Genomic DNA, 25,170 nt, shown 5'->3' with positions numbered 1-25,170 from the left:
AAAATCTCATTTCTTCTGAAGGCGCCGCCATGACCGTTTCGCTCGACAACTTCGATCGCAAGCTGCTGGTGGAAGTGCAGCAAGATGCTCAGATTCCCCAGAACGAGCTTGGCACGCGCGTGAACCTCTCGACAGCCGCCGTCAACCGACGGCTGCGACGTCTCGTCGACGAACGCGTAATCGAACGCTATGCCGCAGTGGTCTCGCCGGAGAAAGTAGGTTGTGCACTCACCATCGTCACGATGGTCGAAGTCGAGAGCGAACAGATCGATTTGCTCGATGCCATGAAACGCAGCTTCGCTCAGTGTCCATTCGTTCAACAGTGCTACTACGTTGCGGGTGAATGGGATTTCGTGCTCGTCCTCACGGTGCATAACATGGATCAATACACGGAACTCACGCGGCAGTTGTTCTTCTCGAACAACAATGTCAAGCGCTTCAAGACGCTCGTGAGCATGAGCCGCGTGAAAGTGGGTCTTGGTGTTCCTGTTTCGATCGACGAGTAACCAGAACGGTCGTCAGCGCACCACGCTCAGATCGTTCCAAGCGCCATTACCGAACTGGCGCACGGTGATCGCGCCGTTCTGCATGTCGCCTTTGTCGTCGAAACGGATCGCGCCCGTGACGCCGCTCATCGATAAAGCGCGCAGCTTCGGCAAATAGACGTGGGGGTCAGTGGAGTCGGCGGCTTGCATGGCAGCGGCCATCGCCATCACGGCATCGTAGGCGTAGGGCGCATACAGTTGCACGGGGACGCCGAAGCGTTGCTGATAGCGCTTGAAGAATGCCTCGCCGCCCGGCATCTGCGCGCGTGGCACGCCGGCGAGCGTGCAGTATTTGTCGGCATTCATGGCTTGTCCCGCGAGCGTGATGTATTGCGGCGTGCAGGCCTCATCGCCGGCGATGAGTTTGGCCTTGATGCCAAGCCTCTGCGCCTGCTGCGCGAAGGCCGCCGCCTGCGTGTCACCGCCCGTGAAGACGATGCCCGTGGGCGCCGCGCTTTTGATGGTCGTGAGCACGCTCATCCAGTTGGTGGTCTTGTCGGTGCCGTATTCGCGCGCGACGACTGTGCCGCCCGCTGCTTTCACTGCCTTCTCGACCTCGTCCGCGAGACCCTGGCCGTAGGCAGTGCGGTCATCGACGATGGCGACTTTGCTCGCGTGCAGATCGCGTACGAGGTAAGTGCCGATCACCGTGCCCTGACGCACATCGTTGGCGACCATTCGAAACACTGACTGAAAACCCTGCGCCGTGAGCTTGGGGTTGGTGGCGGACTCCGTGATCATCGGGATGCCGGCATCGGCATAGATACGCGATGCGGGGATGGACGTGCCCGAATTCGCGTGTCCGACGACACCCGCCACGCGATCATCGATGAGTTTCTGTGCCACGGTCACGGCCGTTTTCGGGTCGGCGGCATCGTCCTGTGAATCGAGTTCGAATGTGATCGTCTGACCGCCAATGCGTACTTTTTTCGCGTTCAGATCTTCGATGGCGAGGCGCACGCCGTTCTCATCGTCCTTGCCAATGTGAGCAAGCTCGCCCGTCAGTGGAGAGACCTGACCGATTCTGACCGCGACATCGGCGTGAGCGTGAACGAACGGCACAAGCAACGTCGCCGATAGCAGGCAGGACGGGAGGCATGAAGCAGCAGGGCGGAAGCGCATGGCATTGATCTCGAGTAGGAGGTGCAGAGAAACCGCTTGAATCCGGTATCTCAATCCTACGAAACCGTCGCGATCGCCAATATCGAAGCGGGAGGTGATGACGCAAAAAACTCCCGATTACGTCGCATTCAGTGATTATTTTTCTCAGGACGCCCCGACGAGTCGGATATGCCTCGCTCGTCGGGGCCGGTCGTCAGTCGGTGATACCAGTCGGTCGTGTCGTTCGAGGAAGACACCGGATCGCACTGCCCGATGTCAGTGCGAATCCGGCAGACGATGCCTTACTTCTCGATCTGCTGATTCCATCGCTGATCCCACTGCGCGCGATTCGCGTTGATCGAGTCCCAGTCCACCACGGTCACCTTCTTCACGAGCGCGTTCAGGTCGCCAAGATTCTTCTCCATGTCCGGCGTCATCTTCGCCTGCGTGTTGGTGGGAATCTGCTTGCCGGCCTCCGCCGCCTTCGTCTGCGCGGGCGCGGACAACAGGTATTGCGCGAGCTTCTGCGCGAGCGCCGGGTCCGGATTGTTCTTCACGACGCACACATCCACGAGCAGCAGCACAGCGCCTTCCTTCGGCGCCACGTAGGCCACCGGCAGGCCCTTGTCCTTGAGATCGCCGATGGCGGTCGGCGTGAGCGGGAAGAGGCCGGCTTCGCCCGTCGTGATCATTTCCGAGAGCTTCGCCGAGTTCGGAATGTATTCGACGACATTCGGACCGACCGTCGTTGCCCATTTGCTGAAGCCGGGTTCGACGTTCTTCTCGCTACCGCCCCACAAGCGGTTGAGCGCGAGGAAACCATGCAGGCCGAAGGTGCTGCTCGACGCCGACTGGAACACGACCTTGCCCTTGTACTTCGGATCGGCGAAATCGAGCCACGAGGCAGGCGGCGCCCAGCCCTTTTCCTTGAAGAGCTTCGTGTTGTAGCCGATGCCGGTCATGCCGAGCTGCACGCCCGCGCCCATGTCATCCTTCAGGCGCGCGAACGGATACAGCTCCTTGAGCACGGGCGCATCGTCGAGCTTCTGGCACACGCCCATGCTGACGGCGCGCGCCATCACGCCGTCATCGAGGAAGGCGACGTGGATCTGCGGGCTGTTGCGGTTCGCGAGCAGCTTTGCGAGTACGTCGGACGATGTGCCCGGCACCACGACGACCTTTACGTTGTTGGCCTTTTCGAAGTCGGGCAGGACCTGGCTCGTGTAGGCCTTTTCCATCGGCCCGCCGTTCATGCCGATGTAGATGGTCTTGCTCTGCGACCAGGCGTAAGACGACGCGCCGAGTGCAACGAGCGTGGCGAGCGAAACGAGTGTGCGGGGCAGCTTCATCGGGAATTTTCCTTGTTATGACTGGGGGATGGCGGAAAGTGGCATCGAACTGAACCGTCCGATCGAAAAGGCCTCGATCGGCGTGCTGGTTTCGCCCTGCGTGACGAGCTCGGCGAGCACTTCGCCGACGCCGGGCGCAAGCAGGAAGCCGCCGCCCGAAAATCCGAAAGCATGAAGCAGGCGCGGCGTGGTGCGGCTTGGTCCGATGACCGGATTGTTGTCGGGCGTCTCGCCCTCGACGCCGCTCCACGTGCGAATCAGAAGCGCATCGCGCAATGCGGGCAGCAGGGCGCACGCGTCGCGCATCACGGCACGCGTCGTCGCCGTCGATGGCTGCGCGTACTCGCCATCGCCATGTCCGCGTCCGCCGCCGATCACGCAGTTACCGCGCTCCACCTGCCGCGCATAGATGCCGCCGCCCACCACGCCGAGACTGTGCCCGATAAAGAGCGGCAGCGGCTCGGTCACCCACATGTTCGGATAGATGGCCTTCATCGGCACGCTTTCGCCGAAACTTCCCGCAATGCGATTCGCCCACGCGCCCGCGCTGTTGACGAGCCAGTGGGCGCTGATGCGTTCATTGCCCGCGCGCATCTGAAAGCGCGTGCCGTCGAAGACGATGTCGGCAAGCTCGGTCTGCTCGCGCACCTCGGCGCCCGCGCGCCGGGCGGCATGCGCGAAACCCGGCGAGACGAGACGCGGATTCGCGTGGCCGTCGCTCGGGCAGAGCGAGCCGCCGATCGCCGCAGTTCCGAGCCACGGATAGCGCTTGCGGAATGCGGCGCCGCTCATCACCTGCGATTGAACGCCGTGTTCGCGCGCCATCGCGGACCATCGATCGAGCACGTCGAGATCGGCTTCGTAGCGCGCGAGACGCAGATGACCCGACATGACCATCTCGCCGTCGATGCCGATCAGCTCGGGCAGGCGGCCATACACGCGCCGCGCGCGCACGGCGAGCGGCAACTGTTCTTCCGTGCGTCCCTGCGTGCGCACGCCGCCGTAGTTCACGCCGCTCGCCTGCGCGCCGCAAAAGCGCCGTTCGATCAGCGCGACGCGCATGCCCGCGTTGGCAAGCGCAAGCGCCGTCGACGAGCCGACGAGCCCGCCGCCCGCGATCACCACATCGTAGTGACTCACACCCGGGCGCGCGTCACTCATCGTGGGCTTCCTCGGGCTGCACCTGCACGCCGTCGTCGTAGAGCATCGGTGTGATCGGGATGGGTTTGATGGGCGCCTGGCTGCGCAGACGGCCGACAACGGCGAGCGGCTTGCCGGTTTCCGCGGCGAGCAGCGCAATGGCGGATTCGCCGCACATGCGGCCCTGACAGCGGCCCATGCCAATGCGCGTGAGCGCCTTCAGCCGGTTGACTTCCGTGGCGAGCCCGCTGCGGATGCACGCGCGCATGGTGCCGGCGCTCACTTCCTCGCAGCGGCACACGGTCATGTCGTCGGGCCAGTCCTGCGCGGCGTTCGCGGGCGGTGCGAATGCATGCTCGATGCCTGCACGGAAAGCGGCAATGCGTTCGAGTTCGCGTTCGAGCTTCCTTGCATCGGGCTGAGCGCGTTCGTGCGTCGTGATGCCGATGTCTTCGATCAGCGCCAGCGCGGCGCGCCGTCCCGCGAGTTCGGCGGCGTCCGCACCGGCGATGCCCGCGCCGTCGCCGGCGAGGTACACGTTGGGTTCCGAACTGCGGCCCGCCGCGTCGCGTTCCGGGAGCCAGCAGCGATTGAGCGCGTCGAAGCGAAAGCGGCATCCGGCGAGATCCGCGAGCTGCGTTTCGGGGCGAAGGCCGAAGCCCATGCCGACGGCATCGCAGTCGAGGGTGCGAGGCGCGCCGCGATGCGTGCGCCAGCGGATGCCGCGCACGGCATCGTCGCCGTCGATGTTATCGAGCGTCACGCCACGTTCGATACGCACGCCATGCGCCTGCAGCCATGCGACGTAATACAGGCCCTTGGCGAACGTCGCAGGCTGGTTCAACAGGCGCGGCGCGGCGGCGACCTGACGCGAGAACGGGCTGGTATCGAGCACGGCCGCGACCCGCGCGCCCGCTTTCGCGTATTGATAAGCGACGAGATACAGGAGTGGCCCGGTGCCCGCGAACACGACACGCGAACCGATCGCGCAACCTTGCGCCTTCAACGCGACCTGCGCGCCGCCGAGCGTGAAGACGCCCGCGAGCGTCCAGCCGGGGACCGGCACGACGCGATCCGTCGCGCCGCTCGCGATGATCAGATGCGTGAACGGCACGCTCGCCTCGCGTCCCGCGTGAAGGGTGTCGAGGCGGTTCTGCTCGCACGCCCACGCGAGCGTGTCGGGGCGGTAGTCGATCTTCGGCAGCAGCTTCGCCATGGCGCTGTGCACGGCTTCGGCCTTCTTCGCCTCGAAGCCGTAGAGCGTCGCTGCACTGCGTTTGAAGCCCGCGTCGGCAGGCGGCTGCCGATAGATCTGACCGCCCCAGCGCGCGTTTTCATCGATGACGACCGGCCGCAACCCTGCCGCGACGAGCGTTTCCGCCGCGCGAATGCCGGCCGGTCCTGCGCCGACGATCACCACACGGTGCGCGCCGGTCATCGCGCGTCCTCCGTGACGACGCGCATGCCCGCTTCGATGCGCGTCGAGCATGCGCGCATGCGCTTGCCGTCCTCGCCGCGCACCCAGCAGTCCTGACACGCGCCGATCAGGCAGAAGCCCGCGCGCGGCTTGCCGCTGAATTCGCTATGCCGGACATGCCGTTGCTGCATGAGGATGGCGGTCAGGAGCGTATCGCCCGCGAGCGCTTCGGCCGGCACGCCATCGAGAACGAAGGGAATGCGTGCGCGATCGGTCTCATCGAGACGAACGAACTGCGGCGCATGATGAATCGTGGCGGTGCTCATGAGTGTGGGTTCAGTGCTGGCCGATCAGAATGCGGTTGAGCCCGTACACGCGGTCGAGAATCAGCATCGCGCCCGCGGTGATGAAGATGACGAGCGCCGAGACCGACGCCATCATCGGATCGATCGATTCGGTCGCGTACATGTACATGCGCACCGGCAGCGTGACCGTTTGCGGAGACGTGACGAAGACCGACATCGTCAGCTCGTCGAAGCTGTTGATGAACGCGAGCAGCCAGCCGCCGGTGATGCCGGGCAGGATCATCGGCAGCGTGACGCGGCGGAAGGTCGTCCACGCACTCGCGCCGAGCGACGCCGCGGCGTGCTCGATGCTGCGGTCCATGCCGCTCACCGACGCGAGCACGAGCCGCATCACGAACGGCGTGATGACGACCATGTGCGCGAGGATCAGCCACGCGAACGAGCCGGTCGCGCCGATCATCGCGAAGAAGCGCAGCATCGCGATGCCGAGTACGAGGCCTGGAATCACGAGCGGCGAGAGCAGCAGCCCGTTCAGGAAGCCGCGCCCCGGAAAGCGCGCGCGGCCGATCGCGAGTCCGGCGGGCAAGGCGATCACGAGCGACAGCGTCGCCGACGCGAACGCGAGCTTCACGCTGTTGAAGAACGCCGAGATGAAGTCGGGATAATCGAGAATCGCGCGGAACCAGCGCAGCGAGAGGCCGTGCGTGGGCAGCGTCAGCGTTTCTTCGGGCGTGAACGCGACCAGCATGACGATGACGAGCGGCGCCAGCACGAAAAGGATCACGATCGTGTGGAACGCCAGCGCGACGGGACCGTTTTTGCGCATGATGGATCGCCTCGTTCAGCCCATGCTGCGCGTATAGCGCCGCTCGAGCACGCGATAATAAGTGAGCATCACCACCAGATTGGCGATGAGCAAGAGCACCGCGATGGTCGCGCCGAGCGGCCAGTTCATCGAACTGAGGAACTGGTCGTAGACGGTCGTGGCCGCGACCTTCAGACGGCGTCCGCCAAGCAGGCCCGGAATCGCGAAGGCGCTCGCGGACAGGCCGAACACCATCAGACTGCCCGACAGAATCCCCGGCACGAGTTGCGGCAGCACGATGCGCCACAGCGTGACGGCGGGCGACGCCATCAGTGAGAGCGCGGCGTTTTCCGTCTGCGGATCGATACGTTGCAGCGCGGTCCACACCGGAATCACCATGAAAGGCAGCATCACGTGAACCAGCGCGATGACGATCGCGAACGTCGTATAGAGCAGCTTGTACGGACCGAAGCCGAACGCGCCGAGCAGCTGATTCACGAGCCCGTTCACGTTGAGCAGCATGCTCCAGCCGAACGCGCGCACGACGACCGAAACCAGCAGCGGCGCGAGAATCACCAGCAGGAAGATGGAGCGCCAGGGATCGCCCATGCGCGACAGGATGTACGCCTCGGGCGTGCCGATCACGACACACAGCAAGGTCACCAGCGCGGCGATGCCGAACGTGCGCGCGAAGATCGTGTGGAAGTACGACGAGCCGAGCACTTCGGCGTAGTTATGCAGATCGAACGCGGCGACGGGGCCGATCGCGGGATCGAATCGATAGAACGTGAGCGCGAGCGTCATTGCGAGCGGCACGATCACGAGCACCGCAAAAAGCAGCAGCGCGGGCGCGCTCATCATCCAGAGCGGCAGATACGCATGCCACGGCGCACGCCGGGCGCTGTTCGATTCCGCCGTCGACGCAGATTCGGAAGAACGCAGCGTGCTATCCACGGGCGGCCTCCTGCTGGATGAAGCGGATCGACTCTGTGTTCCAGTCGATGCCCACTTGCGCGCCTTCGTCGAGCGGCTCGTCGCCGTGATTCTGGCAGCACACGAGCATTTCGCCCGCGCGGCTGTCGAGCCGGTAAAGCCACTGGCTGCCGAGAAAGAAGCGGCTCGTCACGCGGCCCGGCAGACGTCCGCTGCCCGCCGCGCCGAGCCTCAGTTTTTCCGGGCGGATGCACACGGTGACCGCATCGCCGACGCCGATCGCGCGCTCGCGTTCCGGAAGCTGCGAAGTCGAGCCGGTCTCCGCGAGATCGTGGCCGAGATCGATGCGAATGGCGTCGCCGTCGCGCGCGACGATCGTGCCGCGCAGCATGTTGGCCTTGCCGATGAATTGGGACACGAAGCTCGTCTCGGGACGCTCGTACGCGCGATAGGGCGTATCGACCTGCGTGATGCGGCCCGCTTCCATCACGACGACGCGATCGCTGATCGACAGCGCTTCGGACTGATCGTGCGTGACCATGATCGTCGTCGTGCCGATCTTGCGTTGAATGCCGCGCAACTCGAACTGCATGTCCTCGCGCAGCTTCGCGTCGAGGTTGGACATCGGTTCGTCGAGCAGCAGCACGGGCGGCGCGATGACGATCGCGCGCGCGAGCGCCACGCGTTGACGTTGCCCGCCCGACAACTCGCGCGGAAAGCGATGCGCGAACTTGTCGAGCCGCACGAGCGAAAGCGCGTCGCGCACGCGCTCGCGGCGCTCGTTCTTGTCGATGCCGCGCATTTCCAGCCCGAAGCTCACGTTCTGCTCGACGCTCATGTGCGGAAAGAGCGCGTAGCTCTGAAACACGATGCCGAGGCCGCGCCGGTTGGGGCGCATGTGCGTGATGTCGCGGCCGTCGAGCATGATGCGCCCGCGCGTCGCTTCGATGAAGCCCGCGATCATCTGCAAGGTCGTGGTCTTGCCGCAGCCCGAAGGGCCGAGCAGCGAGACGAATTCGCCTTTCTCGACCGACAGATTGACGTCGGCGACGGCGTGCAGATCGCCGAACGACTTCGACAGATCGGTCAACGTGAGGAACGACATGGCCTGCCCCTTCGGCGCGTCGCGCGCCGCCTGTGTGCGACTGATTCCGATGAACCGACTCTAGCTAGCCATATTTCATTGCGTCAATTTCAAATTCCATTGGATGAGTGAAACTTGCCCATATATTTCGAACAATGGAATTCTTGCAGCGCCAGAAGGGAAATTATTTCGATGAACGTGATTTGGGTTATCCCTTAGATTGCGCAACGCGGCTGAATCGGGTCGAATAGGGGCGAAGAAATGCAGAGCGCGGACATTCCGTTGAATGGAATACACGAGGCGAAGATGAAGGCTTCTGACGAAGGAAACGGAACGCAGGCGCCGGACGCGCCGGGCGTCGGCATGCTCCAGCGTGCGTTCGCCGTGATTCGCGCGCTCGGCGCGGATCAGGCCGAAGGTAGCCGCGTCACCGCGCTCGCGAAGGCGGTGGGACTGACGCAGGCCACCGTGCATCGCATCCTGCATGCGCTGATCGCGGAAGGCGTGGTCGAACAGGACGAAGGGAGCAAGCGTTATCGGCTGAGCGTCGATTTCTTTTCGCTGGCGGCGCAGGCGGGCAACCCGAGCCGGATGCGCACGCTATGCCGGCCCGCGTTGCTGCGGCTATGCGCGAGTCTCGGCGACACCATCTTCCTGCTCGTGAAGAGCAGCTTCGATGCGGTATGTCTCGACATGTGCGAAGGCCCGTTCCCGATCCGCTCGTTCACCGGCGATGTGGGCGGGCGCGTGGCGCTGGGCGTCGGGCAGGGCAGCCTCGCGATTCTCGCGTTTCAACCCCAGCAAGAGCGCGAGGAGATCATCCGCTTCAACGTGCCGCGGCTGCATAACTATGGCGTGTTCGACGAGGTCTATCTGCGCACCGAGATCGAGCGCGTGCGCGCGCAAGGCTACGCGGGGCGCAACAGCGGGCTGATCGATGGCATGGCGGGCGTCGCGGTGCCGATCCTCGATCGCTCGGGGCTTGCGGTCGGCGCGTTGAGCGTCGGCACGCTGTCAACGCGCCTGGGCGAAGACCGCCTGCCGATGGTGGTCGAACTCCTGAAGCGCCAGGCGCAGGCGCTCGGACCGCAAATTAATCCGTTCGATGTGGCCGTGCGCCGTCCGGCTCATGGCCTGACGCGCGCGATGGCGACCAGGCCGCTGTCGGGGCCGGCGGAATAAGCGGCGGAACGCTTTCCACTCGCACGAACGCTGAGTGTTCTAAAGGGGAAGCGCAGGCGCGCGAAATGATACTAATGCGATGTCGGCCTCGAGCGCATGGATCCGATTAGGATGCCGATTGCGCAGATGCGTCAGTCGGAAAGCGACCTGCTGATGCTCGTCGTGACGATCAGTCTTGCGATGCTCTCGATGGCAGCACGGCTCGGGCTGCATTTCGTGCGCGGCAATAAAACGAGAACTTGACTCGATCGTTGTGTCAGCGGCTCTTCGATCCACTAACCACGCCACGCCAGCACTAACCCTCGCGAATCTCCCGCGCGCAAGCCTGCAAGCGGATGAATGCGCGATATCGCGCATCGTGCAATTGCGCGAGGTCGCCGGTTGCCGGCGAGTAGGTCTCCTTGACGCGCGCCATGCCGCTCATCGCCGAGCGAACGTCGTCGAACAGGCTGCCCGCCACGGCGCCGAGCATTGCAGCGCCGAGCAGCACGGGCTCCTCGGCCTGGGTGGCCAGCACCGGCTTGCCGGTCGCATCGGCGAGCAGTTGACGGACCAGATCGAGCCGGCCCGCGCCGCCGCTGATCATCACCCGCTCGATCGGCGCGCCGGCCTGAGCCTGCGCTTCGATGATCTGACGCAGCCCGTAACCGATGCTGCACACGCCGGCGATATATAGCGCGATCAGACTGTCGAGGCCGGTTTCCATGCCGAGACCGGCGATGACCGCGCGCGCGTGCGGATCGGCGAAAGGCGCACGGTTGCCGAGGAACTCGGGGACGATGTGCAGGCCGTCCGCGAGCTTGACCGCGTCGGACAGGCTTCCGGACGCCTGGGCCGCGAGCCCGGCAAGCATGCCAGGAAGCGATTCGGCGCGCTCTTGCGCGCGCCTCCCGGCGTCGGCGGCGGCGGGATGCATCGCGAGCAGGCGCTCGATCGCGGCCCCGGCGACCGACTGACCGCCTTCGTTGAGCCAGGCCTGCGGCACCATCGCCGAGAAGTAGGGCCCCCAGACGCCGGGCACGAAGACCGGCTCCGCGGTCGTCGTCATCGTGCATGACGAGGTGCCGAATACATAGGCCAGGCAGGACTCTGGATTCCCTTGCGCGCCGACGGTGCCAATGCCGCCTGCATGGGCATCGATCACACCCGCGCCGACCGGCGTACCGGCGATCAGGCCGAGCTCCGCGGCGGCACGTTCGGTGAGGCCGTTGCCGAGTCGGGTGCCCGGGTCGACCACCTGTTGACCGATGCGCGCGAAGTCCTCGTCCGCCAGCGCGCCGAGTCCGATGGTCCGAAAATAGCTGTCGTCCCAGCGCCGCTCATGCGCGAGATAGGTCCATTTGCAGGTCACGGTGCAGACCGACCTCGACAGATCGCCGGTCGCGCGCCATGTTAGAAAGTCGGTGAGATCGAAGAACTGCCACGCGGCGTTAAAGGTTCGCGGCCGGTTTTCCAGAAGCCACAGGAGCTTCGGCGTTTCCATTTCCGGCGAGATTCTGCCGCCGACGAACTTCAGCACTGCGTGGTCCGTCGCGTTGATGCGCGCCGCCTGCTCGAGCGCGCGATGATCCATCCAGACCACGATGTCACGCTCGGCCTCTTCCGACGGTCCCACGGGCAGCGGCATGCCGCCATCGCCCAGCACGACGAGCGAACAGGTTGCGTCGAAGCTTATGCCGGCGACGGACTCGGGCGCGATCGCCGCCTGCGCGAGCGCTTCCTTCACGGCATGGCAGACGGCGCTCCAGATTTCCCCGCTCGATTGCTCGACGATGGCGCCGCTCTCATGGAACAGCGTAATGTCCTTTTTCGCCGAGGCGGCCATATTGCCAGCGGCATCGAAAATTCCGGCGCGTGCGCTGCCGGTGCCCACGTCGACACCAATGACATGGCGTGCGCCGGCGCTCGGGTTGCTTGCGTTCATCTCTCTGTCCGTGGTTGGAGTTGGGTCATGACGGGGAGGGGCCATCGCCCGCCCGATGCGTGGTCACAGATCGACGCTGTTGGGCAGGATCACGAGATCGCGAATGGTCACGTTTCGCGGACGCGTCAGCATGAAGAGCACGGCTTCGGCGACCTCTCGCGGCTGCATCAGGCTCCCGGAGGCGAGCGCTTCCTCCATCTTGGCTTTCGGCCAGTCGTCGAGCAGGGCGGTGACGACCGGGCCGGGCGCGACGGCGCCCACGCGCACGCCATGTTTCGCGACCTGACGCCGCGTGGTGTGCACGAACGCCTGCACGGCGAATTTGGATGCGGTGTAGATCGGCTCCCACACGACGGGCACGATGCCCGCGATCGAACTGGTGAACACGATATCGCCCGATTTCTGCCCGACCATATGCGGCAGTATGGCGTGCACGGAGCGGAACGCCGCGTTGATGTTCAGGTTCAGCATGCGATCCCATTCGTCCGGATTGCCGTCCACGATTTCGCCGCCGATATACGCGCCCGCGTTGGCGTGAAAGATGTCGAGGCCACCGGCGAGATCGAGAATTTTCGGCAAGATCGCCGAGACTTCGGCCGGCTTGAGCAAATCGACGGACAAAGGCAGCGCGTTCGCGCCCAGTTCCGCGCAGCAGGCCGCGAGCCGGTCCTGAGCGCGATCGATCAGCACGACCTTCGCGCCTTCCTCGATCAGGACGCGCGCGCACTCCAGGCCGATGCCCGACGCCGCGCCGGTGATGGCGGCCACTTTTCCCGCGATGGATACTGACATTGACGATTCTCCTGTGGGGGTCCGCTCAGGCGCGACCGTGCGACACGCGAGATTGCCGGGCGAGCGAATCGACGATCACCGCGATGGCCAGCACCGCGCCGGTGATCATGAAGCGCAACGAAGAAGAGAGATTCAGCAGCGTGAGGCCGCTTGCGATCGACTGGATCACGATGATCCCGAGCACCGCCGAATATGCGCTGCCGCGGCCGCCGAACAGGCTCGTCCCGCCGATCACCGCCGCCGCGATGGCGTTCAGGTTGACGTCGCCGGTGCCGGCCTGCTGGCTCGCGGAGGCGAGGCGGGCGGCGGTGAGTATGCCGCCGAGCGCGGCGAAACTCGCACACAGCACGAACGCGCTCGTATAGATGCTCGCGACCTTGATGCCCGCGCGCCGCGCCGCCTCGCGGTTGCCGCCGACCGCGTTCATCGAACGGCCCCAGCGCGTGCGCGTCAGGGCGTAGTCCATGAGCACGGTGAGGCCGAGGAAGACGCCGAACATCAGCGGCACGCCGCGCCCTGAGTTGAGATAGGCGACGACGATCTCCAGAAACACGGTGATCGCGACGGCCCGCGCCAGCAGGCCGCCCATCGACGGCGCGGAGAGCCGCGCGGCCTGACGGCGTGCGCGGGTGCGCAGACCGAGCACGAGGATCGTCACGCCGGGCAGCAGCGCCAGCACATGCGAGACGAGCGCGGGGATGATCATCAATTGTCCGAAGTCCACCATCGTCGTGGAATACGGCAGGTTGATGGAGCCGCTCGCGCCCAGCACATAGAGTTGCATCCCGAGAATCGCGAGCAGGCCCGCGAGCGTCGAGACGAAGCTCGGCATGCCGAGCCGGTTGAGCAGCAACGCGTACAGCGCGCCGATCGCGCCGCCCACCACGATTGCCGCAACGCACGCGAGCAGCACCGGCCAGCCTTCATTGACCCACAGCGTGCCGACGAGCGCGGAGGCGAAGCCGCTCATCGAGCCCACCGACAGATCGATCTCGCCGACCAGCAGCACGCAGACGATGCCGAGCGAAATGACGCCAACCGTCGAACAATCGAACAACAGGTTCACGAGATTGTTGGCGGACAGAAACACCGGGTTCAGACTCGTGAACACGGTCCAGATGATGATGAGACCCGCGATGACCGGCAGCGATCCGAGATCGCCGGAACGCACGCGGTCGACGAACGCGGAAACGCTTTCACCGACACCGCTCGCGTGCTTGACGCGGACGTCGCTGCGGTCGAGCAGGGTGGAAGGCTGGGGCGCGCTTTGCGTATCGGGCGGCGCGCTGCCCGTAGTGTGCTTGCTCATGATCGATCCTTTACCCGATGTCCTGTTTCATGCGTCCTGTTGAGCCTGACGGCGTCCGGCGCGGCGCGATACGGCGTTCTCGGTCGCGCCGGTGATCGCGGCCACCAGCTCCGCGTTCGACGAATCGGGATAGAAGATGCCGTTGTTGCGGCCGAGCCGCAGCACCACGATGCGATCCGCGACCGCGCGCACGTCCTCCATGTTGTGGCTGATCATGATGACCGCGTGGCCGCGATCGCGGACGCGCTCGATCAGGTTCAGCACTTCGGCCGTCTGCGCGACGCCGAGCGCGGCCGTCGGCTCGTCGAGCATGATGAGCTTCGGGTCGAGCAGCAGCGAACGCGCGATTGCCACGGTCTGGCGCTGTCCGCCCGAGAGCGAGGCGACGACGTCGCGCACGCTCGGAATGCGCGCGGACAGTTCGTTCAAGAGCGTCCAGGCGCGCACTTCCATCGACACTTCGTCGAGACGCATGGGAGCGAGCTCGCGCCCGAGATAGATGTTGGCGACGACATCCAGGTTCTCGCACAGCGCGAGGTCCTGAAAGACCGTCGCGATACCCAGGTCGAGCGCCGTGCCCGGATCCGACAGCGTGACTTCCTTGCCGCCGAAGGTGATCGTGCCTGCGCTCGGCTGATGCACGCCCGCGAGGATCTTGACGAGCGTCGATTTGCCCGCGCCGTTGTCGCCGACCAGCGCGACGACTTCGCCGGCGTGGACGTCGAGCTCGATGTCGGTGAGCGCCGACACCGCGCCGAAATGCTTCGAGACGCCGCGCAGGCTCAGCACCAGCTCGCCGCGCCCGGCGTGTGGAGTGGGGATTGCATTCATGATGTTCCTCTTGGGTACGGCGGAGCCCGTGAGCAGCCGGGCTCCGCCGCGATCAGTCCGGGTCAGTGCGTGATGCCGAGCTTCTTGCAGCCGTCCGCATAACGGTCCGTGCAAAGCTCCTTTGCGTTCGCGAAGCCCTTGTCCACCACTTCGGCCTTCAGGTTCTGCGCCGTGATGACCGAGGGCTTGAACAACTGCGTCGGCGTGTTGAAGAGCGAGGTTTCGCCCTTCGGCGCCTGTCCCGAGAGAAAGCCGACCGCCGCCTTCGCCGCCGCCGCCGCGACGATCTCGCTCGGCTTGAGGATGGTGTTGTACTGGTCGCCCGAGATGATGAGTTGCAGGCCGGCGATGGTCGCGTCGTTGCCGGTCACGGGCGGCACGGGATTGACGCCGGCCGCCTTGAAGGCCGCGATGGTGCCGCCGGCGGTGCCGTCATTGGCCGCCACCACGCCGACGATTTGCGAGCTGAAGCGCGTGATCTGCCCGCTGACCCACTGCTGGGCCTTGGGCGGCGCCCATTCCGGCGTGTCGTATTCCGCGAGGGTCTTGTAGCCGCCGCTTTGCAGACCGGTGTGAATGCCCTTCTTGATGAGACCCGCCGCCGCATCCGTGGGCGAGCCGTTGACTTCGAGCACGCCGCCCTTGCTGGTCGCGACGTCCGTCGCCTTGAGATGATCGACGAGCGACGTGGCGATTGCCTTGCCGATGCCTTCGTTATCGAAGGAAACGTAATAGTCCGCCGGCGTCGACGGCACGGGCCGGTCATAGGCGATGACCTTGATCCCCTGACTCTGCGCCATATGGACGAGCGACGCGGCAGCCGTGGAATCCACCGGATCGAGGACGATGACCTTCGCGCCTTGCGCAATCACGGAATTGAACTGCTGCTGCTGCGTCGCGACGGCCGCATTGGCGTTCTGATAGAGCACCTTGCAATCCGGACAAAGTTTCGCCATTTCGGCCTTGAAGCCAGGAAAGTCGTGTTGCTCGTAGCGCGTCGAGGCCTGATCGGGCATCAGGAACGCAACCGTGCCGCTGGGCGCGGCCAGCGCCGGCAGGCTGCACGACAGGCCGAGACTCAGCGCGCCCGCGCTGACCAGTTGGGTTGAGAGCTTTTTCATTGCATGTCTCCGAGTTCTTGGGATTTGAGTGTCGTACTACCGTGTTGGCCTACCGTTTGCGCTTTCGAACAGCTTAGGTATCCTTTTCAAGAAGTCTGTTATCGGATGCCCGACGCCGTCATTGCGCCGCACACTAGCCGGCGATTTCCGGCATCTCGACCTGTTCGTTCGAATCAGCCGCGCTCGCGGCATTGAGCCGTTGATAGGTGCGCCAGCGCGTCGGCGACATCTGCTTGAGCAACAGGAACTGGCGATTGAAATTTGAAAGATTATTGAAGCCGACCTGATAGCAGATATCGGTGACGCTCAGCTCATCCGACATCAGCAACTGGCAAGCCAGGTTGATGCGCAGCCGGTTCACGTACTGGACGAACGGCACGCCCGTATGGCGGCGGAAATACCGCGAGAAGGCGCTCGCGCTTTGTCCGGCGAGCTCCGCCAGTTCGGTCTCGCGCAACTCCTGCGAGAGATTCTTCCCGATGAATGAAAGTACATGATTGATGCGGGTCTCGCCGTAACGGTCGGGGTCGGCGCGATATGCCGCGCTCGCGAGCCTTTGAGGTTCCTCGCTGTGGGCAAGCAACTCGAACAACGCCGCCAGCAACCCGATACGCCGCATGCCTTGCGCGCCGAGCATCTCGCGCATGATCGGTTCGGCGGCCGCGCCCGTCTCCTCTGTGAAGAGCAGGCCCCAGCGCGATGAATCGAGCAGCGGGTCCATGCGTTTGAACTCCGGAAAAGCCTCGGTCGCGCGCGTGATGAATCCGGCATCGAATTGCAGCACGAGGCAGCGTTCGGCTACGCGATCGCCGCCCGGAACGTTGCTGACCCAGTTGTGCGGCAGATTCGATCCGACCATCACGAGATTGCCCGGCGCGAAATTGCCGATGTGATCGCCGACGAAGTATTTGCCCGTGGTCGCGGTGATGAGATGGATCTCGTACTCGGGATGAAAGTGCCAGCGCACGGTGCGATAGGGATAGCCATGCGACCACACCTTGAACGACTCATCGCGCGGGACGGCGACCAGTTCCAGATCGGGCTCGGTCGCTTTGGCGCGACGGGCATCGTCGTTGTGCGCGATCGTCTCCCGGTTTGCTGTCATGCATCGTCTCCACGGCTTTTTGTGCTTTTGCGCAGCGCGTCTCATCGCGTCTTGCCATGACTGAAAAGTAGCCCTTTCAGTGTCATCTCACCACTTAAAATAACACTGCGGACTGATACTTTCTTGCATCGGGGTTAGTCCTTAGCGTGAGAAAGTCAACTTTTGTGCAAAGCAGCAGCATGCCAAGGGGCGACGATGCGCGCAGAGATGCGTGCGGCTATCCAGCGGGACTCGCGCCCACAACGCCGGACGATTCACGCATCACGAGTTCTGACAGGGCCGGCACGACCCCACGCGCTTTCCTTGCTCCCGAGATGGGCGAACAACAACTCGAACGCCCGCCGGCGTCAAGCCTCGTCGCTCGGGTCAAGCATCTCAAGCCGGAACTGCCATCCTTCGAACGCCAAAAGCATCGCGCCGAGGTCGTTCCATTCGATGCGCCGTCCGTCGATGATCACGCTTGGCTGACTAGCGCCTTGATCGCCGTTCCATTCAACGCGGCCTCGAACGATCAGGTCCATGATTTGCAAGCGGCCAGCATTGGCTTGTAGGTGCTTCATGTTTAAGGCCCGCTTCATCTTCTGGACCAGTTGCCCCAGCAGGGCGAACGGGTCCGAATCGGGTTTGCCAAGTATCTGAAAGCGGTAGCCTGCGGCTTCATCGGCACCGGCTGAATGTCGTCTATTGGACGGACAACGTCGCACCGGTGGGCGACGCGGGGCGCTGCCTCAAATGGGCGATGACTGGCCCTCGACCCCGCCGTTTACTCGAAAATGTCACGGCCAAATACAGATGTCGGGGTGCGGGCTAAATACAGATGTCGTATCTATCCAAGGATTTTGCTCTCACACGGTGTTGAAGATGCAGGGTCGAACGGGCAGGGCGCGCGTGCGTCGACTTCCCCGTTTGCTGCCCGCCGAGCTGTTTTTACTGACACGGCACCCTGCAAGGTCAGATGCGCGCGTTCCACGCGACCCTTGGCCGGGCTCGAATTGGCGCAGAAGGTGTCGATGTTGAGCTCGTACATGGCCCGGCCAAATTGCGTCATGGGGTTGCCGGTCTTGCCCGCGCGCGCATTGCGAAACACCGTGAACTTGTCGCTATAGAACGCGCCTGGCTTGCCATGGCGCTCGATGTACGCGCGCGTGGCCTCGAAGTAGCTGAAAGTCGACTCGCTGCGCGTGAAATGCAGCAGCATCAGCCGGCTGGTGGCGTCGTCGATAAACACCAGCAGCGTGCAAGCCGGTGCGCGATCCTCGAACCAGCGATGATCGCTGCCATCGATCTGAATCAGTTCACCCAGACACGATCGGCGGTTCCTCGGCTGGTGTAGCGTCGGTGGACGCTGCTTGCGCGGAATCCAGAGCCCGGCATCGCGCATCCAGCGCCGTACCGTTTCCTTGCCCAACTCGATGTTGTGACATTCACGCAGCTTCTCGCAGGCGAGCGTCGGACCAAAATCGGCATAGCGCTCGCGCACCAGCGCCATTGCCCGGGCGCGCAGGTCGACGGGTAATTCGCGATTACTCGGCTGTCCGCGCTTGCCCGAGATCAACCCCGCCGGACCACTCGCGGCATAGCGGCGAGCCAGACGGCTGATCTGGCGCTCGCACAGGCCCAGTCGCTCGGCAGCCCGCACCATCGTCAGCCGATGCTCGCAGACCGCCTCGATCACTTTGATGCGTTCGAGTTCGTGCATAGTCGCCGTGATGAAACCACGCTCGTTCATGGTGGAGCCCCTTGAAGACGCTTGCGCTCAGCGTGCGCCTTCAAGGGACAAAACCGGACATTTCTAATGAGCTCAAACCCGACATTACTAAAAAGCTCTGACAAATTTTTGTTTGATAACTTTCGTTATGTCAAGTTACCAAGGGCGAAACAAGCGTTCCATCGAATTCCATCTCGCTCGCGTGGCCCGCCAGCGTTGCTCTCTGGTCGATCAACCGGCGGCTCCGTCACTTGACTCGCTTCTTCACGACGCTCCGGGCGCCTGAAGCATCGGGTAAGTGAAAAGGAGGAAGTGCGCCGCGTTCAGCCCGAAGTGCGCGAAGATCGCGGCGGGCAAGCCGCCGAAGCGATACGCCAGTCCATAGCCGATGCCCGCGACGCTCGTCAGCACGATCCAATGCCACCCGCCTGGAAAATGCGCGAGACCGAATACAGCCGCGGCAATGAACAGCGCAATCATGTCAGCGTGAGCGAAGCGCTTGAGCAACCGCGACAATCCACCCTGGAGATAGCCTCTGAACAGTGCTTCTTCAGTCAGCGTGACGAGCAACAGGTTATTGAGCATGAAGAGCCAAGTGGACGTAGGCCACTTCGGTTCCCATCTCACGATTCCGAGCACGAGCGCGAGAATCAAACAGGCGCTGGTCGTGCCCGCCAAACTCGCCATCCCCGCTTTCAAAGATGTCAGCGCTTTGTGGCGCGGACGCGTCCAGGGCAAAGCCAACAGCAGCCAGAAACCGACGAGCGGCTTGTCGAGATTCAGAAACATTGTGAACGGCACGGCATCCGCTGTAAAACGCTCGGGTCCAATGACGCGCGGGTTATGGAAACCCGGCACCCAGTGCATGCTCAACGCAAGGGCCAGCGCAATGAACAATGCGTGACCCAAACAACGCATCCACTCTTTGCGATGCGGCCCGACTGCATACGCCGCCACCAGCAACAGCACGAGCGGTACTGCGGCGAGCGGGTCCAGTTGACCATTAACGAATGCTGCGCCATACCCAACCGCGAGCAGGCTCGGCGCGAGCCACCGCGCCGCCGGTGACCACACTGCGGGAACAGCAAGAGCAAGCGCGATGAAAGGCACGGCGATCATGAACTTGTCCCTTCAGCGGGTCGGACGAGGCGTGAATGATGCAGTCTTCGTGTGATCAGCGGGTTGAGTGCCGACTTGCAGAGCTGAACGTTCGCGCCATTGTTTGCGTCGCGGCACGTCTAGTACCAGCGTGAACCAATCGAAGAACGTAATTCTCGCGCCTATGCCGAAATCGTCACCTCTGAAGGGATAATTCGACAAGACGCACAGATTTGAGGTCTTTAGTATGGCGTCCACCCTATAAGTGGTATGCAAGTGGACTTATATAGGTATTGACTCTTTAAGTTCAATTGCGTGAGCTAATCCTTTCGAATTGTTGCGGCACAGTCTAGCCGAACTGCTCACGCGCGATTGCCGCCCGGCGCTCAACCGGCAATCGGCTCATGCTCTTCGAGCGCGATCACACGGCATCGTTTTCAAGGCTGAGCTAACTATGAACGCGCGAGACTGTGCAGGCATCCTCCCCTTCTCCCATTGTGTTCGCGCGGCAGGCACGAACGAATTCGGCTTCGGCCTTATCGATGCGCTTCAAGGACTGGTTGATGTCGATCATTGCGTGCTGGTCAACGTCAGGACGCGCCATGCGGAACTGTCTGCGTTCGCAAGCCGACGCAAGAGTGCCGGCGAACGTTTGACGGAGGCATATGTCGGTGGCTGCTATCGCGACGATCCGCTTGTGCATGAGTTCGTCACCTCCGGAGCCACGCCGTCAGCCAAACCGGTCATGCGTTCGCTGATGCCCGAACGCCAATTCGACGAAACCTATTACGAGCGTTTCTTTCTCGAACCGGGCCTGGTGGACAAGTTGTCGATCATCGTGCCGGACTTGGACAACACGGCCTTTCTCAGCCTCTATCGCTCAACCGAGATGGGTCGTTTCAGCGACGAAGACAAAACTCGCATTACCGGATTCGCTGACCTGCTGGTCTCGCTCGTGTCCATTCACTTGAGGCTGTTGGCGACGCCACGCATATCGCGCGAATTGTCGGTCAAATGGCACACCGTGCTGTCCGAACGTGAACGCTCGGTGGCCAGACTGCTCGGGGGTGGCGAGACGGCCAAAACTGCGGGCGCCATGCTCGCTCTGTCGCCAGCGAGCGTCGTCACCTACAAGCAGCGCGCATTCGCGAAGCTGGGCATCGCCACGCAACGCGAACTTGTTGCACTGACAGCGCTGATCGGCTGACCTGCGACATGTCTGTCCTATTTCGGCAGGACAGACTAAAGCAATCGATCGATCTATCTACACTACATTTGCTCGACTGATCGCATCAACCCAGGCGGCAACGGGCACATCTTCTGGGATGACTGATCGAATATATTCGGAGGCCGAATTTATTGGACTGAACCCAGATTTCTTGAACGGCGGCCAGAAGGCCGTAACTCAGAAGAAATATCATGCGACGCGCGCGCCGGCAGGCTCGCCATCGGCGCTGCTTACTATACTGTTGTCCTGCTCGATCTGGGCCTGATGTGCGGCGGCGCTCTCGAACTGCCCCGAGCGTCGCGAGAGTCGGGCAACAAGGTGCCGGTACTGACCTTCAACATATCCGGCGATCCTGAGGCGCGCGTGCATATTCTCGATATTGGCGCGGACGATTGCATACTCAAACCGTTCGATGTTCGCGAGGTGCTCGCACGCCTCCGCGCCCTCCTGCGTCGTCAAGCCGGCTATGCCACTCTCAATTGGCGGCTTCTCCCACAACAAGCAAAAGATTGACGGGCGCAATCGCGAATTCTGATAAAGCGCCTTCATCGACTTGAGCGACAGGCGCCCTGTGCGCTGTAACGTGGTTCTGCGCTATCCAGCATGGCGTTAGCAGCGACAAATAATTCCGCGCTAACTCTGCTGGCTCAACATGACTACACCAAGCCTTCCACGCGCAGCGAATGAAACGCGCAGCGCGGGTGGTTCCCTTCCCTCCCACATGAAGAGATCACATGGACATCGACTCCATCCGCCAGTCCGCCTTCGCAATGCCGTTTCACAATCCGGCCTATCCGCGCCCGCCGTTCCGGTTCTGCAATCGCGAATACTTCATCATCTCCTACGAAACCGATATGGACGCGTTACGCGCCATCGTGCCGGAGCCGCTGCGGCCCGAGAACGCGCTCGTCCATTATGAATTCATCCGCATGCCGGATTCGTCGGGCTTCGGCGACTACACGGAAAAGCGGTCAGGTGATTTCCGTGCGCGACATGGACGGGCGCCTCGCGAACTACACGCACTCGATGTACCTCGACGACGAGGGTCCGATTGCCGGCGGACGTGAAATCTGGGGCTTTCCGAAGAAGCTCGCGCGCCCGACGCTCGGCGTCGACGGTAACGATACGCTGCTCGGCACGCTCGACTACGGCACGCAACGCGTGGCGACGGGCACGATGGGCTACAAGCATCACGCGCTCAACATCGAGGCGGAGCGCGCGAAGCTCGCCGACACGCCCAACTATCTGCTGAAGGTTATTCCGCACGTCGACGGCAGCGTGCGCGTCTGCGAGCTCGTGCGCTTCTTTCTGCGCGACGTCACCGTGCTCGGTGCATGGAGCGGCCCCGCCGCCCTCGAACTCCACGCACATGCGCTCGCGCCGGTCGCCGACCTGCCGGTAAAGCGCGTGGTCGCCGCGCGCCACGTCATTGCCGATCTCACGCTCGATATCGGCGAAGTGGCCTTCGACTATCTCGCGCAGAACACGCAACACGCGAAACACGCGCGGGAATCCTCCCTCCACGCTGTCTGATCCGGATAAAGGAAATCAACATGTCTCTGCAAGACAAAGTCGCGCTCGTGACGGGCGCAGCCAGCGGTATCGGCGAGCAATGCGCGCGCAAGCTCGCGAGCCTGGGCGCAGCGGTCGTCATCGCCGATCTGAATCTCGCGAATGCGCAAAAGGTAGCTGCGAGCATCGTCGAAAGCGGCGGCAAGGCGATCGCCGTCTCGATGGACGTGACGAGCGAAGAAGCCGTCAACGCAGGCATCGAGCGCACGGTGAAGGAACTCGGCAGCATCGACGTGCTCGTGTCGAACGCGGGCATTCAGATCGTCGCACCGGTCGAAGCGTACGCATTCGCCGACTGGAAGAAGATGCTCGCCATTCATCTCGACGGCGCGTTCCTGACCACCAAGGCCGCTATCAGACACATGTACGACAGCAAGCGCGGCGGCTCGATCATCTATATGGGCTCGGTGCACTCGCATGAAGCGTCGAAGCTGAAGTCGGCGTACGTCACGGCCAAGCACGGCTTGCTGGGTCTTGCCCGTGTCGTCGCCAAGGAAGGCGGTCCACGCAGGGTTCGCGCGAACGTCGTGTGTCCCGGTTTCGTGCGCACGCCGCTCGTGGAAAAGCAGATCCCCGAGCAGGCGAAAGAACTTGGCATCTCCGAGCAGGACGTCGTGAAGAACGTGATGCTGAAGGAAACCGTCGACGGCGAATTCACCACGGTCGAAGACGTCGCGAACACCGTGGCCTTTCTCGCGGGTTTCGAATCGTCCGCGCTGACGGGCCAGTCGATCATCGTGAGCCACGGCTGGGAAATGAAATAAGGGTGACCCATGCGCAACGAACTAAAGGAAATCAGCCGGCCGTCCGATGAGTTCGCGATGCCGCGCTACGATGAGATAGCACTCGTTCTGCAGGGCGGCGGCGCGCTGGGCTCGTATCAGGCCGGCGTGGTCGAAAGTCTCGCCGAAGCGCGCATCGAGCCGACGTGGATTGCGGGCGTGTCGATCGGCGCGCTGAATACAGCGATCATCGCCGGCAATGCGCCGGAGGACCGCGTGAGAGCGCTGCACGGATTCTGGAATGCGATCTGCCGGCCGCGCGACTGGGTCGCGAATGCCGGCGCGTTGATGTTGCCGTACGCGGGCCTGAATGAGCTCGTACGCAAGTGGACCAGCAACTGGGCGGCAGGACGCGCTCTGGCGGAAGGCCAGCCGGGCTTCTTCGTGCCGCGCATCCCGTTGCCGCTCGCGGGTCTCGACCGGCTCGATCCCGCCCGTGTCAGCTATTACGACACCGCGGCGCTCAAGGCCACCCTGCTGAATTACGCCGACTTCGATCGCATCAACGATGGTCCGATTCGGGTGTCCGTGGGCGCGGTGAACGTGCGCACCGGGAATCTCGTCTATTTCGACAATACGAGAATCCGCCTGGTGCCGGAGCATTTCATGGCGTCGGGCGCATTGCCGCCGGGCTTTCCGGCTATCGAGATCGACGGCGAGTACTACTGGGACGGCGGCCTCGTGTCGAATACGCCGCTCACCGAAATCCTCGCGGAGGCCGAGCACAAGAATTCCCTGATTTTTCAGGTCGATCTATGGAGCGCGCGCGGCAAGACGCCCGTTGATTTCCTCGACATTTCAGAACGCACCAAGGACATCCAGTACTCGAGCCGCACACGCGCGATCACTGACCTGCTCGCCGACCGGCAGAAACACGCGCGGCTTCTCAAGGAAGTGCTCAAGCATGTGCCGGAGAATGTCGCGAAGACCGACCCGATCTTCCGTATCGCCAAAGCGGCCGCCGACGGCAGTTCGATCAACGTCGTGCATCTGATCTACAAGAACAAGTCGTACGAAGGCAGCTCGAAGGACTTCGAGTTCAGTTTCGATACGATGCGCGAACATTGGCAGACGGGTCTGGACGATTGCCGTAACTCGCTTGCGCATCGCGACTGGTTCGATATTCCGAGCCGCGAACATGGCTTCGTCACGCACGATGTGCATCGGGTAGAGGCGCACCTTCGTACGAAAGGCGAGCACGCGTTGGGGCGAGCGCTGCGCGCGTGAAGCCATCGCCGGGCAACTCGGCGGCGGAGCACTCATCACGTCCCCCCCTTTCGGACTCGACTGGCGCAGCATCTTTCTACTCAACGTGCCTGTCGGCCTGCTCGCCTTTATCGGAGCGTGGTACTTCCTGCCCGAAAGCCGGCCCGCTGTGCGGACCCGGGTCGACATGGCGGGCGTGATGCCACTGTCGCTGATGCTGCTGCTCGTGATCTATCCGCTGACGCATGGCCGTGAGGCCGGATGGCCTGCCTGAACGCTCGTCATGTCCGCGCTGGTCGCGCCGGCTTGCGCGTGGTTCGTCCGGACCGAGCGCCACGCTCAGGCAAAACGCCGTGATCCGCTGGTCGATCTGCGGCTCTTCCGCAATCCGGCCTTTTCACTCGGGCTATTGCTGTCGTTCCTGTTTTATTGCAACAGCGCTTTCTTCCTCCTTTAGGGCATCTATCTGCAAACCGGACTGCATTGGTCGCCGCTTGCATCGGGCATCGCGATCATGCCGTTTGCGCTCGGCTTTCTGGCGGGGCCGCTAACGTCGCCCGCCGTGGTGCAACGGATCGGCGCACGTGTATTGAGTTCAGCGCATTTACCAGGTATTCCAAGGAACCGCTCGAT

23 protein-coding genes and 3 pseudogenes are annotated in these 25,170 nt (G+C 63.2%); 8 read left to right on the top strand and 18 right to left on the bottom strand.

The features are described 5' to 3' along the window. Window positions 1–29: 29 nt before the first annotated feature. Entirely contained in the window at window positions 30–506 is a 477-nt protein-coding gene (locus NK8_RS28600) for an Lrp/AsnC family transcriptional regulator (RefSeq protein ID WP_213233113.1), read from the top strand. A 12-nt stretch (window positions 507–518) separates the two neighbouring features. On the opposite strand, the gene NK8_RS28595 is transcribed toward NK8_RS28600, so the two are convergent. The 8 genes from NK8_RS28595 to NK8_RS28560 all read right to left on the bottom strand — a co-directional run bounded on the left by NK8_RS28595 (window position 519) and on the right by NK8_RS28560 (window position 8,700). Then, complete coding sequence (locus tag NK8_RS28595; RefSeq protein WP_225936501.1) at window positions 519–1,607, bottom strand: branched-chain amino acid ABC transporter substrate-binding protein; 1,089 nt, start codon at window positions 1,605–1,607, stop codon at window positions 519–521. A 341-nt stretch (window positions 1,608–1,948) separates the two neighbouring features. Beyond that, a complete protein-coding gene (locus NK8_RS28590) occupies window positions 1,949–2,995 on the bottom strand; it encodes an ABC transporter substrate-binding protein (protein WP_213233111.1) in 1,047 nt (348 codons plus the stop codon). A gap of 15 nt (window positions 2,996–3,010) precedes the next feature. Next, window positions 3,011–4,156 (bottom strand): FAD-binding oxidoreductase, encoded by a 1,146-nt coding sequence (locus tag NK8_RS28585; RefSeq protein ID WP_213233110.1) that lies wholly within the window; start codon window positions 4,154–4,156, stop codon window positions 3,011–3,013. Further along, a complete protein-coding gene (locus NK8_RS28580; RefSeq protein ID WP_213233109.1) occupies window positions 4,149–5,573 on the bottom strand; it encodes an NAD(P)/FAD-dependent oxidoreductase in 1,425 nt (474 codons plus the stop codon). Before NK8_RS28580 ends, NK8_RS28585 begins: the two co-directional genes overlap by 8 nt. Next, window positions 5,570–5,878: a (2Fe-2S)-binding protein gene (locus NK8_RS28575; protein WP_213233108.1), complete on the bottom strand. Its 309-nt coding sequence runs from the start codon at window positions 5,876–5,878 to the stop codon at window positions 5,570–5,572. Before NK8_RS28575 ends, NK8_RS28580 begins: the two co-directional genes overlap by 4 nt. 10 nt (window positions 5,879–5,888) lie before the next feature. Continuing rightward, window positions 5,889–6,683, bottom strand: coding sequence for an ABC transporter permease (locus NK8_RS28570; protein ID WP_213233107.1), 795 nt, complete (start codon window positions 6,681–6,683; stop codon window positions 5,889–5,891). Between the two features lie 15 nt (window positions 6,684–6,698). Beyond that, a complete protein-coding gene (locus tag NK8_RS28565; RefSeq protein ID WP_213233106.1) occupies window positions 6,699–7,616 on the bottom strand; it encodes an ABC transporter permease in 918 nt (305 codons plus the stop codon). Continuing rightward, entirely contained in the window at window positions 7,609–8,700 is a 1,092-nt protein-coding gene (locus NK8_RS28560) for an ABC transporter ATP-binding protein (protein ID WP_213233105.1), read from the bottom strand. Before NK8_RS28560 ends, NK8_RS28565 begins: the two co-directional genes overlap by 8 nt. Window positions 8,701–8,985: 285 nt before the next feature. On the opposite strand from NK8_RS28560, the gene NK8_RS28555 reads away from it, so the two are divergent. Beyond that, entirely contained in the window at window positions 8,986–9,861 is an 876-nt protein-coding gene (locus NK8_RS28555; protein ID WP_213233104.1) for an IclR family transcriptional regulator, read from the top strand. A 96-nt stretch (window positions 9,862–9,957) separates the two neighbouring features. Then, window positions 9,958–10,104 (top strand): hypothetical protein, encoded by a 147-nt coding sequence (locus NK8_RS28550; protein ID WP_213233103.1) that lies wholly within the window; start codon window positions 9,958–9,960, stop codon window positions 10,102–10,104. 52 nt (window positions 10,105–10,156) lie between these two features. Here NK8_RS28550 and NK8_RS28545 read toward each other — a convergent pair whose 3' ends face one another. From NK8_RS28545 to NK8_RS28505, 9 genes and pseudogenes are all read right to left on the bottom strand, one after another. Then, window positions 10,157–11,785 (bottom strand): FGGY-family carbohydrate kinase, encoded by a 1,629-nt coding sequence (locus NK8_RS28545; protein WP_213233102.1) that lies wholly within the window; start codon window positions 11,783–11,785, stop codon window positions 10,157–10,159. Window positions 11,786–11,848: 63 nt separating this feature from the next. Continuing rightward, window positions 11,849–12,577: an SDR family oxidoreductase gene (locus tag NK8_RS28540; protein ID WP_213233101.1), complete on the bottom strand. Its 729-nt coding sequence runs from the start codon at window positions 12,575–12,577 to the stop codon at window positions 11,849–11,851. 25 nt (window positions 12,578–12,602) lie between these two features. Further along, window positions 12,603–13,886 (bottom strand): sugar ABC transporter permease, encoded by a 1,284-nt coding sequence (locus tag NK8_RS28535; protein WP_213233100.1) that lies wholly within the window; start codon window positions 13,884–13,886, stop codon window positions 12,603–12,605. A gap of 27 nt (window positions 13,887–13,913) precedes the next feature. Next, a complete protein-coding gene (locus NK8_RS28530; RefSeq protein WP_035498315.1) occupies window positions 13,914–14,717 on the bottom strand; it encodes an ATP-binding cassette domain-containing protein in 804 nt (267 codons plus the stop codon). Window positions 14,718–14,779: 62 nt separating this feature from the next. Further along, on the bottom strand, window positions 14,780–15,838 hold the full coding sequence (locus NK8_RS28525; protein WP_213233099.1) for a sugar ABC transporter substrate-binding protein: 1,059 nt from the start codon (window positions 15,836–15,838) through the stop codon (window positions 14,780–14,782). 133 nt (window positions 15,839–15,971) lie between these two features. After that, window positions 15,972–16,943, bottom strand: coding sequence for an AraC family transcriptional regulator (locus NK8_RS28520; protein ID WP_213233098.1), 972 nt, complete (start codon window positions 16,941–16,943; stop codon window positions 15,972–15,974). 347 nt (window positions 16,944–17,290) lie between these two features. Next, window positions 17,291–17,503, bottom strand: coding sequence for a hypothetical protein (locus NK8_RS28515; protein WP_213233097.1), 213 nt, complete (start codon window positions 17,501–17,503; stop codon window positions 17,291–17,293). 383 nt (window positions 17,504–17,886) lie between these two features. Continuing rightward, window positions 17,887–18,672: pseudogene (locus NK8_RS28510) on the bottom strand (ISNCY family transposase); the annotation flags it as partial. Between the two features lie 243 nt (window positions 18,673–18,915). After that, a complete protein-coding gene (locus NK8_RS28505) occupies window positions 18,916–19,770 on the bottom strand; it encodes a CPBP family intramembrane glutamic endopeptidase (RefSeq protein ID WP_213233096.1) in 855 nt (284 codons plus the stop codon). A gap of 433 nt (window positions 19,771–20,203) precedes the next feature. Here NK8_RS28505 and NK8_RS28500 point away from each other — a divergent pair, with 433 nt between their 5' ends. Next, window positions 20,204–20,956: a response regulator transcription factor gene (locus tag NK8_RS28500; protein WP_213233095.1), complete on the top strand. Its 753-nt coding sequence runs from the start codon at window positions 20,204–20,206 to the stop codon at window positions 20,954–20,956. A gap of 210 nt (window positions 20,957–21,166) precedes the next feature. Here the strand turns inward: NK8_RS28500 and NK8_RS43440 are convergent, their stop codons facing one another. Next, the gene (locus NK8_RS43440; protein WP_213233094.1) at window positions 21,167–21,526 is read right to left on the bottom strand and encodes a hypothetical protein; all 360 of its coding nucleotides are present in this window, start codon (window positions 21,524–21,526) and stop codon (window positions 21,167–21,169) included. Window positions 21,527–21,711: 185 nt separating this feature from the next. Between NK8_RS43440 and NK8_RS28490 the strand changes: the two are divergent. The 4 genes and pseudogenes from NK8_RS28490 to NK8_RS28475 all read left to right on the top strand — a co-directional run. Continuing rightward, a pseudogene (locus NK8_RS28490) lies at window positions 21,712–22,510 on the top strand (acetoacetate decarboxylase). Window positions 22,511–22,530: 20 nt separating this feature from the next. Then, window positions 22,531–23,313 carry a 3-hydroxybutyrate dehydrogenase gene (locus NK8_RS28485; RefSeq protein ID WP_213233093.1) on the top strand — a complete coding sequence of 261 codons (783 nt, stop codon included), beginning with the start codon at window positions 22,531–22,533 and terminating at the stop codon, window positions 23,311–23,313. A 9-nt stretch (window positions 23,314–23,322) separates the two neighbouring features. Further along, window positions 23,323–24,558, top strand: coding sequence for a patatin-like phospholipase family protein (locus NK8_RS28480; protein ID WP_213233092.1), 1,236 nt, complete (start codon window positions 23,323–23,325; stop codon window positions 24,556–24,558). Between the two features lies 1 nt (window position 24,559). Then, a pseudogene (locus NK8_RS28475) lies at window positions 24,560–25,132 on the top strand (MFS transporter); the annotation flags it as partial. Window positions 25,133–25,170 lie beyond the last annotated feature (38 nt).

The organism is Caballeronia sp. NK8 (genome assembly GCF_018408855.1).
Classification (GTDB): domain Bacteria; phylum Pseudomonadota; class Gammaproteobacteria; order Burkholderiales; family Burkholderiaceae; genus Caballeronia.
This window is presented reverse-complemented; position numbering and strand designations above follow the sequence as displayed.

Bases quoted from the DNA above. Each gene is read 5' to 3' on its own strand.
- NK8_RS28560 (WP_213233105.1), bottom strand. From the start codon at position 8,700: ATGTCGTTCCTCACGTTGACCGATCTGTCGAAGTCGTTCGGCGATCTG.
- NK8_RS28505 (WP_213233096.1), bottom strand. From the start codon at position 19,770: ATGATCGCCGTGCCTTTCATCGCGCTTGCTCTTGCTGTTCCCGCAGTG.
- NK8_RS28525 (WP_213233099.1), bottom strand. From the start codon at position 15,838: ATGAAAAAGCTCTCAACCCAACTGGTCAGCGCGGGCGCGCTGAGTCTC.
- NK8_RS28530 (WP_035498315.1), bottom strand. From the start codon at position 14,717: ATGAATGCAATCCCCACTCCACACGCCGGGCGCGGCGAGCTGGTGCTG.
- NK8_RS28535 (WP_213233100.1), bottom strand. From the start codon at position 13,886: ATGAGCAAGCACACTACGGGCAGCGCGCCGCCCGATACGCAAAGCGCG.
- NK8_RS28555 (WP_213233104.1), top strand. From the start codon at position 8,986: ATGAAGGCTTCTGACGAAGGAAACGGAACGCAGGCGCCGGACGCGCCG.
- NK8_RS28520 (WP_213233098.1), bottom strand. From the start codon at position 16,943: ATGACAGCAAACCGGGAGACGATCGCGCACAACGACGATGCCCGTCGC.
- NK8_RS28540 (WP_213233101.1), bottom strand. From the start codon at position 12,577: ATGTCAGTATCCATCGCGGGAAAAGTGGCCGCCATCACCGGCGCGGCG.
- NK8_RS28500 (WP_213233095.1), top strand. From the start codon at position 20,204: ATGAACGCGCGAGACTGTGCAGGCATCCTCCCCTTCTCCCATTGTGTT.
- NK8_RS28515 (WP_213233097.1), bottom strand. From the start codon at position 17,503: ATGAAGCACCTACAAGCCAATGCTGGCCGCTTGCAAATCATGGACCTG.
- NK8_RS28590 (WP_213233111.1), bottom strand. From the start codon at position 2,995: ATGAAGCTGCCCCGCACACTCGTTTCGCTCGCCACGCTCGTTGCACTC.
- NK8_RS28580 (WP_213233109.1), bottom strand. From the start codon at position 5,573: ATGACCGGCGCGCACCGTGTGGTGATCGTCGGCGCAGGACCGGCCGGC.
- NK8_RS28550 (WP_213233103.1), top strand. From the start codon at position 9,958: ATGGATCCGATTAGGATGCCGATTGCGCAGATGCGTCAGTCGGAAAGC.
- NK8_RS28485 (WP_213233093.1), top strand. From the start codon at position 22,531: ATGTCTCTGCAAGACAAAGTCGCGCTCGTGACGGGCGCAGCCAGCGGT.
- NK8_RS28545 (WP_213233102.1), bottom strand. From the start codon at position 11,785: ATGAACGCAAGCAACCCGAGCGCCGGCGCACGCCATGTCATTGGTGTC.
- NK8_RS28575 (WP_213233108.1), bottom strand. From the start codon at position 5,878: ATGAGCACCGCCACGATTCATCATGCGCCGCAGTTCGTTCGTCTCGAT.
- NK8_RS28480 (WP_213233092.1), top strand. From the start codon at position 23,323: ATGCGCAACGAACTAAAGGAAATCAGCCGGCCGTCCGATGAGTTCGCG.
- NK8_RS28600 (WP_213233113.1), top strand. From the start codon at position 30: ATGACCGTTTCGCTCGACAACTTCGATCGCAAGCTGCTGGTGGAAGTG.
- NK8_RS28570 (WP_213233107.1), bottom strand. From the start codon at position 6,683: ATGCGCAAAAACGGTCCCGTCGCGCTGGCGTTCCACACGATCGTGATC.
- NK8_RS28585 (WP_213233110.1), bottom strand. From the start codon at position 4,156: ATGAGTGACGCGCGCCCGGGTGTGAGTCACTACGATGTGGTGATCGCG.
- NK8_RS43440 (WP_213233094.1), bottom strand. From the start codon at position 21,526: ATGAAGGCGCTTTATCAGAATTCGCGATTGCGCCCGTCAATCTTTTGC.